Origin of the sequence: Solwaraspora sp. WMMA2065, assembly GCF_030345075.1 — a bacterium.
GTDB lineage: Bacteria > Actinomycetota > Actinomycetes > Mycobacteriales > Micromonosporaceae > Micromonospora_E.
In genome coordinates, this window is record NZ_CP128361.1 from 4,211,022 (window position 1) to 4,225,996 (window position 14,975).

15 protein-coding genes are annotated in these 14,975 nt (G+C 71.4%); 6 read left to right on the top strand and 9 right to left on the bottom strand.

Annotated elements, in window-relative coordinates; genetic code table 11:
- Nucleotides 1-16 precede the first annotated feature (16 nt).
- From O7610_RS19150 to O7610_RS19165, 4 genes are all read right to left on the bottom strand, one after another.
- Nucleotides 17-880 (bottom strand): glutaminyl-peptide cyclotransferase, encoded by an 864-nt coding sequence (locus tag O7610_RS19150; protein ID WP_289211478.1) that lies wholly within the window; start codon nucleotides 878-880, stop codon nucleotides 17-19.
- 124 nt (nucleotides 881-1,004) lie between these two features.
- Nucleotides 1,005-1,988 (bottom strand): NAD(P)-dependent alcohol dehydrogenase, encoded by a 984-nt coding sequence (locus tag O7610_RS19155; RefSeq protein ID WP_289213644.1) that lies wholly within the window; start codon nucleotides 1,986-1,988, stop codon nucleotides 1,005-1,007.
- A 32-nt stretch (nucleotides 1,989-2,020) separates the two neighbouring features.
- Nucleotides 2,021-2,308 carry a hypothetical protein gene (locus O7610_RS19160; RefSeq protein ID WP_278173392.1) on the bottom strand — a complete coding sequence of 96 codons (288 nt, stop codon included), beginning with the start codon at nucleotides 2,306-2,308 and terminating at the stop codon, nucleotides 2,021-2,023.
- Entirely contained in the window at nucleotides 2,308-2,661 is a 354-nt protein-coding gene (locus tag O7610_RS19165) for an ArsR/SmtB family transcription factor (protein WP_281552041.1), read from the bottom strand. Before O7610_RS19165 ends, O7610_RS19160 begins: the two co-directional genes overlap by 1 nt.
- A 135-nt stretch (nucleotides 2,662-2,796) precedes the next feature.
- On the opposite strand from O7610_RS19165, the gene O7610_RS19170 reads away from it, so the two are divergent.
- Entirely contained in the window at nucleotides 2,797-3,291 is a 495-nt protein-coding gene (locus O7610_RS19170) for an NUDIX domain-containing protein (protein WP_282233348.1), read from the top strand.
- 17 nt (nucleotides 3,292-3,308) lie between these two features.
- Here O7610_RS19170 and O7610_RS19175 read toward each other — a convergent pair whose 3' ends face one another.
- Both O7610_RS19175 and O7610_RS19180 read right to left on the bottom strand, forming a co-directional pair.
- Nucleotides 3,309-4,892, bottom strand: a complete 1,584-nt coding sequence (locus O7610_RS19175; protein WP_281552043.1) for an MDR family MFS transporter — start codon at nucleotides 4,890-4,892, stop codon at nucleotides 3,309-3,311.
- Entirely contained in the window at nucleotides 4,889-5,410 is a 522-nt protein-coding gene (locus O7610_RS19180) for a MarR family winged helix-turn-helix transcriptional regulator (protein ID WP_281552044.1), read from the bottom strand. The genes O7610_RS19175 and O7610_RS19180 overlap by 4 nt, the downstream gene beginning before the upstream one ends.
- A 129-nt stretch (nucleotides 5,411-5,539) precedes the next feature.
- On the opposite strand from O7610_RS19180, the gene rfaE2 reads away from it, so the two are divergent.
- The 3 genes from rfaE2 to O7610_RS19195 are packed head-to-tail and all read left to right on the top strand — an operon-like array spanning nucleotide 5,540 to nucleotide 8,588.
- Entirely contained in the window at nucleotides 5,540-7,261 is a 1,722-nt protein-coding gene (rfaE2, locus tag O7610_RS19185) for a D-glycero-beta-D-manno-heptose 1-phosphate adenylyltransferase (RefSeq protein WP_289211479.1), read from the top strand.
- Nucleotides 7,258-8,187: a glycosyltransferase family 2 protein gene (locus tag O7610_RS19190; RefSeq protein ID WP_281552046.1), complete on the top strand. Its 930-nt coding sequence runs from the start codon at nucleotides 7,258-7,260 to the stop codon at nucleotides 8,185-8,187. Before rfaE2 ends, O7610_RS19190 begins: the two co-directional genes overlap by 4 nt.
- On the top strand, nucleotides 8,184-8,588 hold the full coding sequence (locus O7610_RS19195) for a DUF2267 domain-containing protein (protein ID WP_281552047.1): 405 nt from the start codon (nucleotides 8,184-8,186) through the stop codon (nucleotides 8,586-8,588). The genes O7610_RS19190 and O7610_RS19195 overlap by 4 nt, the downstream gene beginning before the upstream one ends.
- On the opposite strand, the gene O7610_RS19200 is transcribed toward O7610_RS19195, so the two are convergent.
- Both O7610_RS19200 and O7610_RS19205 read right to left on the bottom strand, forming a co-directional pair.
- Nucleotides 8,517-9,755 (bottom strand): glycosyltransferase family 9 protein, encoded by a 1,239-nt coding sequence (locus tag O7610_RS19200; protein WP_289211480.1) that lies wholly within the window; start codon nucleotides 9,753-9,755, stop codon nucleotides 8,517-8,519. The genes O7610_RS19195 and O7610_RS19200 overlap by 72 nt on opposite strands.
- Nucleotides 9,752-10,360: an Hsp20/alpha crystallin family protein gene (locus O7610_RS19205; RefSeq protein WP_281552049.1), complete on the bottom strand. Its 609-nt coding sequence runs from the start codon at nucleotides 10,358-10,360 to the stop codon at nucleotides 9,752-9,754. The genes O7610_RS19200 and O7610_RS19205 overlap by 4 nt, the downstream gene beginning before the upstream one ends.
- 199 nt (nucleotides 10,361-10,559) lie before the next feature.
- Here O7610_RS19205 and nshR point away from each other — a divergent pair, with 199 nt between their 5' ends.
- Entirely contained in the window at nucleotides 10,560-11,465 is a 906-nt protein-coding gene (nshR, locus tag O7610_RS19210; RefSeq protein WP_289211481.1) for an NshR/TsnR family 23S rRNA methyltransferase, read from the top strand.
- Between the two features lie 428 nt (nucleotides 11,466-11,893).
- On the opposite strand, the gene O7610_RS19215 is transcribed toward nshR, so the two are convergent.
- Nucleotides 11,894-13,387: a fibronectin type III domain-containing protein gene (locus O7610_RS19215; protein ID WP_289211482.1), complete on the bottom strand. Its 1,494-nt coding sequence runs from the start codon at nucleotides 13,385-13,387 to the stop codon at nucleotides 11,894-11,896.
- 661 nt (nucleotides 13,388-14,048) lie between these two features.
- Here O7610_RS19215 and O7610_RS19220 point away from each other — a divergent pair.
- Nucleotides 14,049-14,975 (top strand): sterol desaturase family protein, encoded by a 927-nt coding sequence (locus O7610_RS19220; RefSeq protein ID WP_289211483.1) that lies wholly within the window; start codon nucleotides 14,049-14,051, stop codon nucleotides 14,973-14,975.

The following is a 14,975-nucleotide window of genomic DNA, read 5'->3' on the forward strand; positions in this document are numbered from 1 at the left end:
GGCGCTGAGTTGTGAGTCAGGAGCCTGGGACGAACCGGACCCGGAACAGCGCCGGCCAGTACTTGCCGGTGATCAGGAACTCGTCGGTGCCGGGCACCGCCGCGATGCCGTTGAGCACGTCCACCCCGGCCCGCTCCGCACCGGCAAGCAGCCCACCGGCGTCGACCTCGGCGACCACCTGCCCGCTCGCCGGGTCGATCCGGACGATCTCGTCGGTCCGCCAGACGTTCGCCCAGACCTGGCCGTCGACGCATTCCAGCTCGTTGATGTCGCGTACCGGCGTACCGGCGCGGGTCACCGTGACCGACCCGATCTGGTCGAAGGTGGCCGGATCGCGATAGGTGAGCTGGTCGGTGCCGTCGCTCATCACCAGCCGGTCCGCCGCGTCGTCGTGGCAGATGCCCCAACCCTCGCCGTCGTAGGTCACCTCGCGCAGCACGTCGAGGGTTTCCCGGTCGCGCTCGTACGCGACACCCTCCCGCCAGGTGATCTGCCAGATCCGCGACTCCAGCACGGTGATGCCCTCGCCGAAGACGGTGTCCGGCAGACTCACCCGACGCCGCACCGTGCCGCTGGCCAGGTCGACGACCCGCAACTCGGACTCGCCGTACTGGCCGGTGCCCTCGTACAGGTCCGAACCGACCAGCTCCAGCCCCTGGGTGAACGCCGCCGTGTCGTGCGGGTAGCGGGCCAGCACCTCCACCCGCAACTGTTCGACGGGCACGACCGCCGCGGACCGCCCGTCGACGAGCGGTACCGTCGCCGGCCCGGCGGACCGCGACCCGGCGTATGCCGCGGCGGCGGCCACTGTGACGGCGGCCAGCAGCACCACCACGGCCCGTCGCCGACCCAGCACGCCGCCCACCTCCGCTCCGCTCACGGCTGCACCCCCGCGCACGGCTCCGGTCCGCCGTCGGGTCGTCGACAAGTGTCGCGCACCGGCGGCCGGGTGTCCCGCACCCGGCGGACGGGCCGGGACGCCCGAGCCGACCAGCGTGTGTCGATCACGATACGGCCGGGGTCACCTCGACCACGATCTTCGATCGGGGATGCTCCTCGACGAAGTACCGCACCGCCTCGGCCGCGCGGTCCAGCGGAAACGTCCGCTCCACCGGGAGGACCATCCGGCCGGCCTCGATCAGCTCGGTCAGCTCCCGCAGCGGCTGCTGCCCCGGCCTGGCCAGGAACCCGGTCACCCGTTGGCTGACGAACGGCGCCCAGACCTTCGACCGCAGCAGCCGGCCCACCGGGCCGAACCAGCGGCTACCCGTACCGCCACACAGGACCAACGTCCCGCGCGGGGTCAACGCCCGGCGGCAGTCGGTCAGCCGGTGCCGACCTGCCACGTCGAAGATCAGATCCCACTGCCGACCCGACCGGGTGAAGTCCTCGCGGGTGTAGTCGATCACGTCGTCCGCGCCGAGTGAGCGCACCAGGTCGACGTTGCGGTCCCGGCAGACCCCGGTGACCTCGGCACCGAGCGCCTTGGCGAGCTGCACCGCGAAGGTGCCGACCCCGCCGGAGGCCCCGTTGACCAGCACCCGTTGACCGGGCTGGAGCCGGCCGTGGTCCCGCAACCCCTGCCAGGCGGTGACCCCGGCGAGCGGCACCGTCGCCGCCTGCACCGGGGTGACGTTCCCCGGGGTACGCCAGGCCCGGTCGGCGGGGACGGCGGCATACTCGGCGAAGCTGCCGCTGTCGATCTCGGCGTACACCCGGTCGCCGGGGCGGAAGTCGCAGACCGCCGCGCCGACCGCGACGACCTCGCCGGCGACGTCGCGCCCGCGCACCTTCGCCCGCGGGGCGGACAGGCCGAAGGCCAACCGGGCGAGGTACGGCTCACCGGTGACGAACACCAGGTCGGCGTAGTTGATCGAGGCGGCCTGTACCCGTACCAACAGCTGCTTGTCCGTGATGGACGGACACGGCAGCTGCCGCACGGTCAGCACCTCGGCGGACCCGTAGCGGTCCTGGACGATCGCCCGCATGGTGTCGGTGACCGGGGTGGTCCGACCGGCGCTCATTCGACGGTCCGCAGAATCTGCTCGATGGCGCTGGTCCGGGTCCGCAGCTCGGCCAGGTCGGCCGCGACCCGCTGCTGCGTGTCGACCGAGTTCTCAGCGAGTTGCTCGTAGCGGCGGACAAGCTGACGCATCGCCTCCTCCTGGCTGGCGAGCAGCTTCGTCTTGCGGAACTCGTGCAGAGAGGCGACGACCACCACGATCAGGAACACGCCGAGGGTCAGTACGCCGAGGATGAACACGACATCTGGCCAGGTGTTGCCGCCCTCTGCGGCGAAGACGTACATCAGGACTTCTCCTTACGCGCGGGGCCCGCTGCCGACGGGTCCGGTCCGGTGAGGGTGGTCGCCGCCGCGGCGAGCGTCGACGGGGTCAGGTGCAGGGTGAAATCGGCAACCTCGTAGTACTTCATGGCTTTTCCGTCCTCGGACAGCTCGAGACTCCCGACGATCAGGCCGGCGGCTTCCAGCCGCTGCAGGTGCATGTGCAACAGCGGACGACTGATGCCGATCTCGCGGGAGAGGTGACTGACGTAGTCCCGACCGGCGGCGAGCCGGCCGAGGATCCGCAGCCGCAGCGGGTTGGCCAGCGCCGCCAGCTTCTCGACCAGATCGTCACCGGAGGGCGTGGCCGATGTCATCGCTCTCCTTCATGTGTCATGTCTATCTGACAGGTGAAAGCATAACAGGACAGGACCACCCCGCCAACGGACGCTGAGCAGTCGCAGTCGTCCGGCCACGCGAACGTCGGTGCCCGGCTGACCTAAGGTTGACCCATGGCCAGCATCTCCTGGGCGGATTCGTACCTCGGACAGCTACGGGCGCTGGCCGGCGACCGTACCCTGATGTTCGTCGGTGCCCGCTGTGTGGTCCGCGACCCCGACGACCGGGTCCTGCTGATCCGGCGGTCGGACAACGGGCTGTGGGCGCTACCGGCCGGCGCGATGGAGCTCGGCGAGTCGATCGCCGGCTGCGCCGCCCGGGAGGTCTACGAGGAGACCGGGCTGCGGGCCGCCGGGGTCACCCCGTTCGCCATGCACACCGGCGCCGACTACACCTTCACCAACATGTTCGACGACACGTACCAGCTCTTCGTGGTCTGCTTCCGGGTCGACGGCTTCGCCGGCGAGCTGCTGACCGTCACCGACGAGACCACCGACGCCGGGTTCTTCGCGCACGCCGAGATGCCGGCCCCGTTGGCCGGCACCGTCGGCGAGACCCTCACCGATCTGGCCGCCTTCGAGCACTCCGGCCAGCTGGTGTTGAAGTAGACCCGGACGCCTACGGGCTATCCGGCGAGGTCGGCGGAGGTGGTCTGCGACTCGACCTCGCCGCGCAGCTCCCGGTCCGGCAGCACCAACGTGATCAGCACGGCGACAACCGCGACCATGCCGGTCACCAGGAACACCGTGTGCAGCGACTCCACGAAGGCGTACTGGATGGCGTCCCGGACCGGGTCGGGCAGCGCCAGGATCACCGCCGGCTGGTCGATCGAGATCTCCGCGCCGCCGGCGGCGGCGATGTCGGCGGCCTGCTCCGGCGGCAGCTGGGCGATCGCGGCGGGCATCCGGTCGGCCAGCTCACCGGTCAGCCGTGCGTTGAGCACCGCGCCGAGGATCGCGACCCCGAACGAGCCGCCGAGCGTCCGGAAGAAGGTCACCGTGGAGGTGCCGGCACCCAGGTCGCGCAGCGGGATCGCGTTCTGCACGGCGAGCACCAGCGACTGCATGGACAGCCCGAGCCCGACACCGACCGCCACCATCACCAGGAACGCCTGCCAGAGCGGGCTGGTCACCTCCAGCTGAGTGAAGAGCAGACCACCGGCGACCAGCGCCCCCGAGCCGGCCACCGGGAACCACTTGTACCGGCCGTACCGGGTCATCGCCCGTCCGGCGGCCACCGAGGTGACGATGATGCCGGCCATCATCGGCAGCATCAGCAGACCACTGGCCGTCGGTGAGGCGCCCTTGACGATCTGCAGGTAGAGCGGGATGAAGATGATCGACCCGAACATGGCCAGACCGAGCACGAAGCCGGCGGCGTTGGCCAGCGCGAAGGTCGGTTCCCGGAACAGCCTCAGCGGCAGGATCGGCTCGGCGACCCGGGACTCCTGGACGAGGAAGATCGCGGCGAGGACCGCACCGACGGCGAACAGTCCGATGATCACCGGGGAGCCCCAGGCGTACTCGCCGCCACCCCAGCTCAGCGCCAGCAGGATGGCGCTGACCCCGGCCACCAGCAGGGTCGCGCCGAGCCAGTCGATCGCGTGGTCCCGCCGCCGGAACGGGATCAGCCGCATCACGTACCAGCAGATGACCATCGCGATGATCGCCAGCGGCACGTTGATGTAGAAGATCCAGCGCCAGTTCGTCTCCGCGAAGTAGCCGCCGGCCAGCGGCCCGGCCACCGACGCCAGGCCGAAGACGGCGCCGAACAGGCCCTGGTAGCGCCCGCGGTCGCGGGGCGACACAACGTCCGAGATGATGGTGAACGCAAGGGTCATCAGACCGCCGGCGCCGAGCCCCTGCAGGCCCCGGGTGACGATCAGCTGGGTCATGTTCTGCGACATGCCGGCCAGCAACGAGCCCAGCAGGAACATCCCGATCGCGAACAGGAACACCGGTCGGCGGCCGATCAGGTCGGCGGTCTTGCCGTACAGCGGCGTCGACGCGGTGGACGCCAGCAGGTACGCGGTGACCACCCACGAGTAGTGGTTGATCCCGCCCAGCTCGCCGACGATGGTGGGCAGCGCCACCCCGACGATGGTCTGGTCGAGCGCGGCCAGCAGCATCCCGGTCATCAGGCTGGCCAGCAGCAGCAGGATCTGCCGGCGACTGAGCGCTGGCGCGACCCGCTCCTCTGTGGTCGTCATTGTGGTGTTTCCCCTTCCCCCCGCGGACAGCGATCCGCCGGATCCGTCCCCCCGTAGCGGGCGGTGATCGTCTCGTTGAGCCGGGTCAGCAACCGCCCGAACTCGCTCATCTCGTCCGGGGACCAGTCGGCCAGCAGGTCCCGCATCGCGCCCACCCAGATCGCCCGGTTGCGGGTGTAGACCTGCACGCCGAGCTCGGTCGCCGCGATCACGCTGGCCCGCCGGTCGGTGGGATCCGGCGTACGGGTGGCCAGCCCGGCCGCCTCCAGCGCGGCGACCTGGCGGCTCACCGTGGACAGGTCCAGGCCGAGGCCGTCGGCGAGCACGCTGAGCCGGGCCGGTCGGTCGCCGGCGATCCGCACCAGCAGGGTGTACGCCGCCCGCTCCAGCGGCGGGTCGAACCGCAGCCGTTGGTAGAACATGTGCACCGACCGGTGGAAGACGCCGAACTGCTTGCCGAGGGCGATGAGCTCCGCGTCGGGACCGGTCGGCGGGTCGGTGTGCACCGCCGATCTCACCCCATCCGATAGTTGCTTGCTACAAGCATTCTGCCATGCCGGAGCGGAAAGCCAACCGATATACCTGTGATCCCCGACATGTACCGACCCGCACGTTTGACCGCGCCCGTCCCGGGCACCCGCTGCCCCATGCGGCCCTCGTCCAACGACCAGCGGCACCGCACCGGGCCGGCCGGCCCTGCCGGACCGCCCGGCGGCGCCGATCCCACCGGCCTCGGCGACCTCGTCGCGCAGTGGTCCGGCCACCCCGTCCTGGTCGTCGGTGACGCGATGCTCGACGAATGGCGGTTCGCCACCTCCACCCGGCTCTGCCGGGAGGCACCCGCCCCGGTGCTCACCCTGGACCGGCGCCAGATCGCCGCCGGCGGTGCCGCGAACACCGCGGTCAACCTCGCCGCGCTCGGCGCCCGCCCGCTGCTGGTCGCCCCGATCGGCGTCGACCCGGTCGGCGACCAGGTGGCCCGCTGCCTGCACCGGGCCGGCGTGCAGGACCGGATGGTCGCCCAGCCGGGCACCCGTACCCCGGCGAAACGTCGGCTGCTCGCCGCCGACCAGATCCTGCTCCGCGAGGACGACGGCGGGCCGGCCGGCCCGCTCCCGGCCGAACAGGTCGAACGGCTGCTCGCCGCGCTCGTCGCCAGCACCGAGGAGATCCGGCTCGGCCCCGCCGAGCCGGATGTCGACGGCACCGGGGCGAATCCCGACGTGGTCCGGCCCGACCTGGTCATCTGCGACTACGGGCTCGGCGCGCTGCCCGACCGGATCCGCCGATGGCTGATCCGGCACCGGACCCGGTACGGCACCGTGGCCCTCGACGCCCACGACCTCACCCGGTGGTCCGGGCTGCGACCGACCCTGATCACGCCCAGCATCGCCGAGGCCGCACCGGTCGTCGGCGAACCCACGCCGGACCGCGACCGCGTCGCCGCCGCCCGGCGGCTGCTGCCCCGGCTGCACGCCGCAACCGGGGCGGACCTGGTGGCGGTGACCCTGGACACCGACGGCTCAGTCGTCGGCGACCGCAGCGGCGCCACGCACCACTGCCGTACCGAGCCGGTCGCGGCCAGCCGGGCGGTCGGCGCCGGCGACACCTACCTGGCCGCTCTCACCCTGTCGGTGGTCGCCGGTGCCACCCTGCCGGTCGCCGGCGAGCTGGCCCAGCTCGCCGCCGCGCTGACCGTAGGAGACTGCGGCACCTGCGTCTGCCACCGAGACACGCTGACCGACGCGTTGACCGAGGCGTTCCCGGCCGCGGCCGAAAGCGGCGGCCGGCGGGTCACCACCCCGGCTGCGACCCCGGCCGCCGGGACCGACCCCGCCGACCTCGTCGAGCAGGTACGCGTACAGCGTGCCGCCGGAGCCCGGATCGTCTTCACCAACGGCTGCTTCGACGTGCTGCACCGCGGTCACGTCGGCTACCTGGCGGAGGCCGCCGCCCTCGGCGACCTGCTGATCGTCGCCGTCAACTCGGACCACAGCGTGCGGCGGCTGAAAGGGCCGGACCGGCCGGTCAATCCGGCCGAGGACCGGGTCGCCGTGCTCGCCGCGCTGACCAGCGTCGACCACGTGGTGGTCTTCGAGGAGGACTCCCCGGCCGGGCTGATCGAGCGGATCCGGCCGGACGTCTACGTCAAGGGCGGCGACTACCCGCCGGACATGGTGCCCGAAGCGCCGCTGGTCCGCCAGCTCGGCGGGGCGGTGCACATCCTCGGCTACGTCGCGGACCGGTCCACCACGGCGGTCATCGAACGGATCCGGTCGGCGGCCGCCCCGATCAACCCGACCAGCGGGCCGGCCGGCCCACCCGAAGCGCACCCGGAACCCCAAGCACACCCGGAAGGAGCCCGATGAGCAGACCGCTGCCGCCCGGGGACCCGGTCGAGTTCCGCCGCAACCGGCTGCTCGACGTACTCGTCCCGACCCGCAACCGAGCCGCCGAGCTGGCCGCCACCCTCGCCGGGCTCGCCGCGCAAGATGCCCCCGACGGGTTCGGGGTGGTGGTCAGCGACCAGTCCGACGGCGGGCCGGCGTGGGCCGACCCGGCCGCCGCCACCATGGTGCGGGCGCTGCGGCACACCGGTCACCCGGTGCTGCTCACCCGGCGGCTGCCCCGGCGCGGGCTGGCCGAGCACCGGGCGTACCTGCTCAGTCTCTCCACCGCCCGACTGGTGCTCATGCTCGACGACGACGTCTGGCTCGCCCCCGGCACGATCGACCGACTGGTCACCGCGATCACCGAACTGCGTTGTGGCTTCGTCGGCAACGCCGTACACGGATTGTCCTACCTGGATGACGTACGGCCGCAGGACCACGACGGGTACGTCGAATGGGACGGCCGGCCGGAGCCGGAACGGATTCGCCCCGGTACGCCGCAGTGGTCGCGCGCCCGGCTGCACTCGGCCGCCAACCTGCTGCACGTCACCGAACGGCTCCAGCTGGGCGAGGGCCAGTGGCGGGCGTACCGGGTGTCCTGGATCGGCGGGTGCGTGCTGTTCGACCGGGCCAAGCTGGTCGCCGCCGGCGGTTTCGACTTCTGGCCCCGGATGCCGGTCGAGCACCAGGGCGAGGACGTCGCCGCCCAGCTGGCGGTGCTCAGCCGCTACGGCGGTGCCGGCATCGTGCCCAGCGGCGCGTTCCACCTGGAGTCACCGACCACGGTCACCGACCGGCGGGTCGAATGCTGGCAGCTGCTGCTCGACGAGGAGGACACGACCGGGTACGCCCCGGCGGCGGCCGACAGCGGGTCACGGCATCAGCGGCAGGAGGTCGGACCGTGACGGTACGGCTGGCCCGCCCGACCACCACGATCTGGCAGCTGGACGTGGCGGTGCTGCGTACCCTCGTCGAACTGCTGCCCGACGGCGAGGCGGCGCTGCTGGTCGACGCGCTGCCGCCGCTGCTGGCGATGGCGGCCCGTCCGGACCCGGACCACCGCCCGGACCCGGAGCACCGGCCGGAGCGGTTCGACGCCGCCGAGCTGGTCCGGCGGGTCCGCCGCCGGACCGCCCGGTACGACGCCGACGACCGGACGGTTCGCGACGGTGTGCGGTCCGCGTTGGACCGCGTCGCCGGCTACTGCCCGGCCGGGGTGCTGTACCGGGTGCAGCTACCGTTGCCCGACGACGTCCGGAAGTTGTTCCCCCCGCCGGTCCAGGTGCACGCCGCCGGTGCCGGCTGACTCCCCCCAGCCGCCGGACGCCGCAGGAGCCAGCTCCAGCACCGCGTCGACCACCTCGGCGACCGGCACGTCGGTCACGAACGACTCCTGATGGCCACAGTCGCGCCCGTCGCCCCGGGCCGGGAAGCCGACCGTACTGACGTCCATCCCGCACACCGGGCAGTGGATGGTGAACGCGGCCAGCGGGCGGTGCCGGCCGCGTACCGGCGGGGCACCGTTGAGCAGGTTGCCGATCCAGTAGATGCCGACCGTCGGCGCGCCTACCGCGGCCGCCAGGTGCAGCGGGCCGGTGTCGTTGGCGACCAGGACCGCGCAGCCGGCCAGCAGCCCGGCCAGGCCGCCCAGGCTCAACTCGTCCACGACGGTCCGCACCGGCCGGGCCGTCGCCGCGCTGACCTCGGCGACCACGTCCCGCTCCGGCCCGGTGCCGGTCACCAGCACCTCGAAACCACGGTCGGTCAGCGCGTCGGCGACCGCTGCGAACCGGTCCGCCGGCCACCGTCGGCGCGGGTCGCTGGCCCCCGGGTGCAGCACCACCCTGGGCCGCCGGGCCGGGCCGAGCACCCGGTCCGCCTCGGCCCGGTCGGCGCCGGTCACCGGCACCGTGGGCTGCAGCGTCACCGGTTCGGCACCGACGAGCCCGGCCACCTCCAGGTAGCGGAACACCTCGGGCTGGTAGTAGACGTACCGGATCCAGTGGTCCAGCGGCGGCGCGTCGGCCGCCCGCAATCCGGCGGTGACCCGCGCGCCCAGCGCCGCGACCAGCGGATTGCTGTTGCGGCCGCCGCCGTGCAACTGCACCGCAAGGTCGAACGACTCACGCCGGGCCCGGTCCAGGAACTGGGTCATCGTGACCGGCTCGTCGTCGGGCTGCGCCGCCCGGATACCGTCCGCGGCCGGCACCACCAGCACCCGGTCCACCGGGCCCGGCCGGTCGGCCACCGGCCGGGCATCCAGCCAGCGGGCATGCCAGGGCGCGCCGAGCAGCACCAGCTCCGCCTGCGGGTACGCGGCCCGCAACGCGGTCAACGCCGGGACGGCGAAAATGAAGTCACCGAGCGCGTTGGCGCGCAGCACCGCGATCCGGTGCACGTCCGGCACCAGCCGGTCGCCGGCAGCGTCGACGGTCAGGGCCAGCGTGGCCGGCCGGGCCGGGTCGGCGGTCATCGGGCGGTGCTGGCCTGCTGCCGCTGCGGGTCCGCCTCACCCGCGTACGGATGGTGCATCTCCCGGTCGGCGGCCGGATCGATCTCCTCCGCGACGGTCCCGGTGCCGTCCGTGGTGATCCGGACCTGTTCGGCCCGGCCGGACCGGGCGGCGACCGAACCGGCGGTCGGCTGCTGGTGCTGCGGCCGGCCCACGGTGATCGACCGGCGGCCGCCCGGCTCGGCCCGGGGCATCGTGACGGTGAGCAGTCCGTGGTCCATCACCGCGTCCATCCGGTGTACGTCCACCCCGCTGGGCAGGCGCAGCCGGTACTCGAAGCCGCGCTCGGTCGAACCGGTGTCCGCCAGCCCGTTGTCGACGTTGACCTCCTGCTCGGACCGGCCCCGCAGGCACAGGTCCGCGCCGTCGATCTCCACCGCCACCTCCTCCGGCGCGACGCCGGGCAGCCGGGCGACCACCCGCCAGCCGTCGTCGGTGTCCAGCAGCTCGACCTCGGGTACGCCGGCGTCGCCGCCGAAGACCCGGCCCAGCTCCGACCAGAGCGACTGCAGACTGCCGATCGGATCCCAGCCGCGTTCCTGCATCTGGTCGCGGGGTTGGCTCATCGGACACCTCCCGTGCGGTTCGGCCGGGCGGGAGGGTGGACCCGCCCGGTCAGTGGGGCAGCATCCCCGGCGCGTACCCCTGGATCGGGGCGGCAAACCCGGTTCGCTGCCGGCAGCGGCCCTCGGCGGCCCAGGCCCGGGGCGGCAGCGGCGGCGCTCGGCGGCGGTGTCGGACCCAGGGTGGGTTAGGGTCGTTGTCGTGGCGGAACTCGATGTCATCACCGAGCGGTCGGATCCGGCGGTCCAGCGGATCATCGACGTCACCAAGCATTCGCGATCCGTCGTTCGCACCGTGCTGATCGAGGACACCGAGCCGCTCGTGCAGGCGATTCACGCCGGGCTGGAGTTCATCGAGGTCTACGGGGTGCAGACCAGCCCGCTGGCCGACGAGGTGATCACCGCATGCCGGCGGGAGAGAATCCCGGTCCGCCTGGTAGCGGCTCCGATCATGAACGACCTGTTCCGGACCGACAAGAAGCCCAAGGCGTTCGGGATTGCCCGGGTCCCGAGACCGTGGAGCTTCGACGAGCTGTCCCGGACGACCGGCGACCTCATCGTCCTGGACGGGGTGAAGATCGTCGGCAACATCGGGGCCATCGTGCGCACGTCGTTCGCGCTCGGCGCCGGCGGCATCGTGCTGGTGGACAGCGATCTGACCACCATCGCGGACCGGCGGCTGATCAGAGCCAGCCGGGGTTACGTCTTCTCGCTGCCGATCGTGCTCGCGTCGCGGGCCGAGGCGACCGGCTACTTCCGGCGTACCGGCATCCCGTTGATCGCCTTCGACGCCGACGGCGATCTCGCGGTCAGCGATCTGCGTGACGCGGACGAGCAGCTCGCCCTGCTGCTGGGTAGCGAGAAGACCGGCACGTCGCGTTCCTTCGAGAGCATCTCCCGCCATTCGGTGTCGATCCCCATCGACCCGGCCGCGGAGTCGCTGAACGTCTCCGTCTGCGCCGGGATCGCACTGTACGAGCGTTACCACTGGAACCTCGCCGACCGTCGGCGCCCGCCACAGCCTGCGGCGCCAGCTCAGCAGCAGCCCGCCAAGCGCCGCACCAGAAGGCCGGCGTCGTCGTCCGGCGGGCCGGGCCGCCGCCGCTGACCACCTCAACGAGTTGGTTGATCCGCCGGCTGCCACCGCAGATCGGGCCCATCGTCGACGTCTATACGCGTTGGTGACTTCAGGTGCTTTCCTTGCAGCGATAGGTTACCTCCATGGTCCGGACTACCGGTTCAGGCTTGATGCCAGAGGTGCATCAAGATGCACCTCTGGCATCACGTCATCGAACACACCCTTGGCCCCTCGGAGCCGGCGAGGGGCATCTCGCCGAGGCACCGACCACCACCCGCCACTCACGGTGTCCCTGTACGACGCGGTGAACTCCGGCCGGCTCCACCTCGCCCGCCTACGTACGGCCGGTCTGCCGCAGCCCCGCGCGTGCGACGGTCGGATCCGTCCTGGTGATCGACGGCGCCGGCCCGGCGCTGACGACGGCACGGCCGAAACCCCGTTGGGCGGCGTCGCCTGCTCTACGGCGGCGGATAGAACATGCCCTGCGCGGTCACCGACGGACTGGCCGCCGACTCGTTGCCGGCGGCGTCGACGGCGACCACCGTGTACGTGTGCCAGGTCCCCCCGCCCACCGGCAGCGTCAGCTGGGTCCCGTCGGTCGCGCCGACGACGGTCGCTCCCTCGTACACCCGGTAGCTGACGGCGGGCTCGCCTCCGACGGAGGCAGACCACACCAGGGTGAGCCGAGCGTCGGTGGGCCAGTTGCCGGGGGTGTTGCCGGTCACCTCGAGCGACGCCGGTGCCGCCGGCCGGGCGGCGGGACCGGGTGCGGTGGTGACCCGCGCCGGGGCGGAGCGTGGGGTCTCGCCGCAGGGCTGAGGGAGGGTCGCGCTGACCCGGTAGACGTGCCGGGACGCCGACGGCAGCCCGGAGACGACCGTCTCCGGGTAGCGGGAGGTGGCGACAGCCGTGTCACCGTCCCAGACGGTGTACGAGGTGGCGGTCGCGTCGAAGGTCCAGCTCAGCCGCACCGACGACGGGGAGAGCGCGGTCGCCGCCAGCCCGACCGGCCGGGGCGGGCTGCCCAGGCAGGTCTCGGTGCTGGCTGACACCGCCGGGCTGTGCGCCGACTCGTTGCCGGCGGAATCGAGCGCGGCGACGGTGAAGCGGTGCCAGGTGGCGTGGAAGAGCCGCTGGACGGTGGCCGTGGTGCCGACGCTGACGGCGACCCGGGTGCCACCCTCGTAGACCGCGTACCGGTCCGGCGGCGGTCCGGCCGGCGCGGTCCAGGCCAGGCTGATGGTGGTGTCGGTTCGCCCGGTGACGGTGAGGTCGGTAGGCGGGGCGTGCCGCGCGGGCTCGCCGGCGGCGGTCGTGGCGCTGGTCGAGCCGACCAGTTCGGTGAATCCGGGGCTGCATTGGTTGAGCCGGAAGAGCTGGATCTGGTGATCGGTGGCAGGTGCCAGACCGCCGACCCGGGCGCTGGTCAGCGACGTCCAGCCCAGGCTGACGCCGTCCACCCGCAGTTCCAGTTCGCCGCCGAGCGGGTGCCGGGGCCAGGAGAGCGAGACCGCCGACGCGGTGACGGCGGTGACGGTGATCGGCAGGGTCGGGGTCGGCAGACACTCCGGGTTGACCCCGGAGAGCCAGGAGCGGCCGGTCACCGGGTCGGTCGGCGCCGACTCCCGCCCGTGCCGGTCGACGGCGGTGACGGTGTACACGTGTGACGAGCCGAAGGGCACGTTCATCGTCGCCGACGTGGTGCTGGTGCGGGCGACCACTTCTCCGCCCTCGTACACCCGGAAGGAGTGGACCCGTGGCCCGGTGGGCGGTTGCTGCCAGGTCAGGCTGATCGCGACGCCGTTGGTGCTGGCCCACAGCGCGGTCGGGGTCGTCGGGCCGGCCGGTCCGCCGTACCGCGCGGCGGCGGGGGATGCGCCGAGCAGGATGACGGCGATGAGTGCGGCGATGGTCAGCGCGGCGGCGCCGCGCCAGTGGGATGGGGTACGCACGGCTGTCCCTCCGTTGACACCAACCAGTTATCGATTCCGATCGATCACATCTAGGGAACCGGTGCGTCGACGCCATGTCAAGCGCAGGCCGACCACACCCGCGGGCATCGCTGCGCCCATCGCCGCCAATCTCACCCGTACCCCGCAGACCGACCAGGTGCCGCGCGGTGAGCGACGGTCCTGCGAGAGGTTGAGACGATGCCGCACTCCACCCTGAACTAAACAGCTAAGTAGACAGAGGGTCCGGTCCATCAAAAAGACCCTTATGTCATGACAAAAATGAACCAGTTCTTGTTTGAGTTGCCGGCTTGAGATATTCAGATGGTGATAGAGAACTACCGATCATGACTTCTATTTGGATTACTGACTGGGGACCGGCAACACAGCGCAAAAGATGATCTGGCACCACCCAGACGTGAACCGGTTCTCACAAAGAAGTTCACGCATGATCGACACCCGATGGACCGCAGCAAGATTCAGGCCCATGCCAAGGGATCGCGCACTTCGTTGATCAAGGCGCATTTTTGGTAAAGGCCAGAGCACCCCGCAAGGCTAGCTGTTTCATCTGTTGGAAAGTGCGCCTCCACCGCACGCCCTGTGTTCAACGCGATTGGCCGCCCCTTCGGCGGTGATCGACAGAACGACCTGCGATGGAGAGAACGTGAACATCTACCACCAGTACGACAGCGCCCTGTCCCCGCCTGCACCAGAGCCCTGCTCCATCGCCATGGTTCGCGCCGCCGCACGGATCGCGACATATCCGATCCTGGTCGTCGCCATGATCGCGGTCAGCGTGATCGCGCTGCGGCACGGGTGGAACCTGGGTGCCGCCAACTTCGCCTTTCTGATCGGTACGCTCGCCTATCTTGCAATGTTTGAGCGTCTGATCCCGTACGAGCCCAACTGGCACCCGAGCCTACGTGAGTGGCGCTGGTACGGGATCTACTTCCTGCTTACCCTGCTCGGCGGCGGGCTGGCACAGCTGCCGATCATGGCTGTCGTCGGGGCGGTCGCCGCACCCCAGGGGTGGCTGCCGCTGTGGGTGGAGATGCCGTTCGCGCTGCTGCTCGGTTCGCTGGCCAGCTATGTGATGCACCGACTCGGGCACACCAACGCCTGGCTGTGGCGACTCCACGGAGTGCACCACGCGCCGGACAAGGTCAATGTCGGCAACAACGGCGTCAACCACATCTTCGACATCGTGCTCGCCCAGGGTGTGGTGCAGTTGACGCTCGCCTTCGCCGGTTTCTCCGAGCCGGCCGTCTTCGTCATCGGCCTGTTCGTCATCGTGCAGGGCTACTTCATCCACGCCAACATCGACGTACGCATCGGTTGGCTGAACTATGTCTTCACCAGTCCGGAGCAGCACCGTCTACATCACAGCACGGACCTCGCCGAGGCGGGAAATTTCGGCTCCGATCTGTCGATCTGGGATCAGCTCTTCGGCACCTTCACATGGCGTTCGGGTCGCCGCCCGGTAGCGATCGGGCTGCACAATCCGACATCGTTCCCACCGACCGGCGACGTCGTTGCCAGCCTGTTGCACCCGTGGCGCGCCCGCGCCGGTGCCAGTGGACCACGCCGCTGA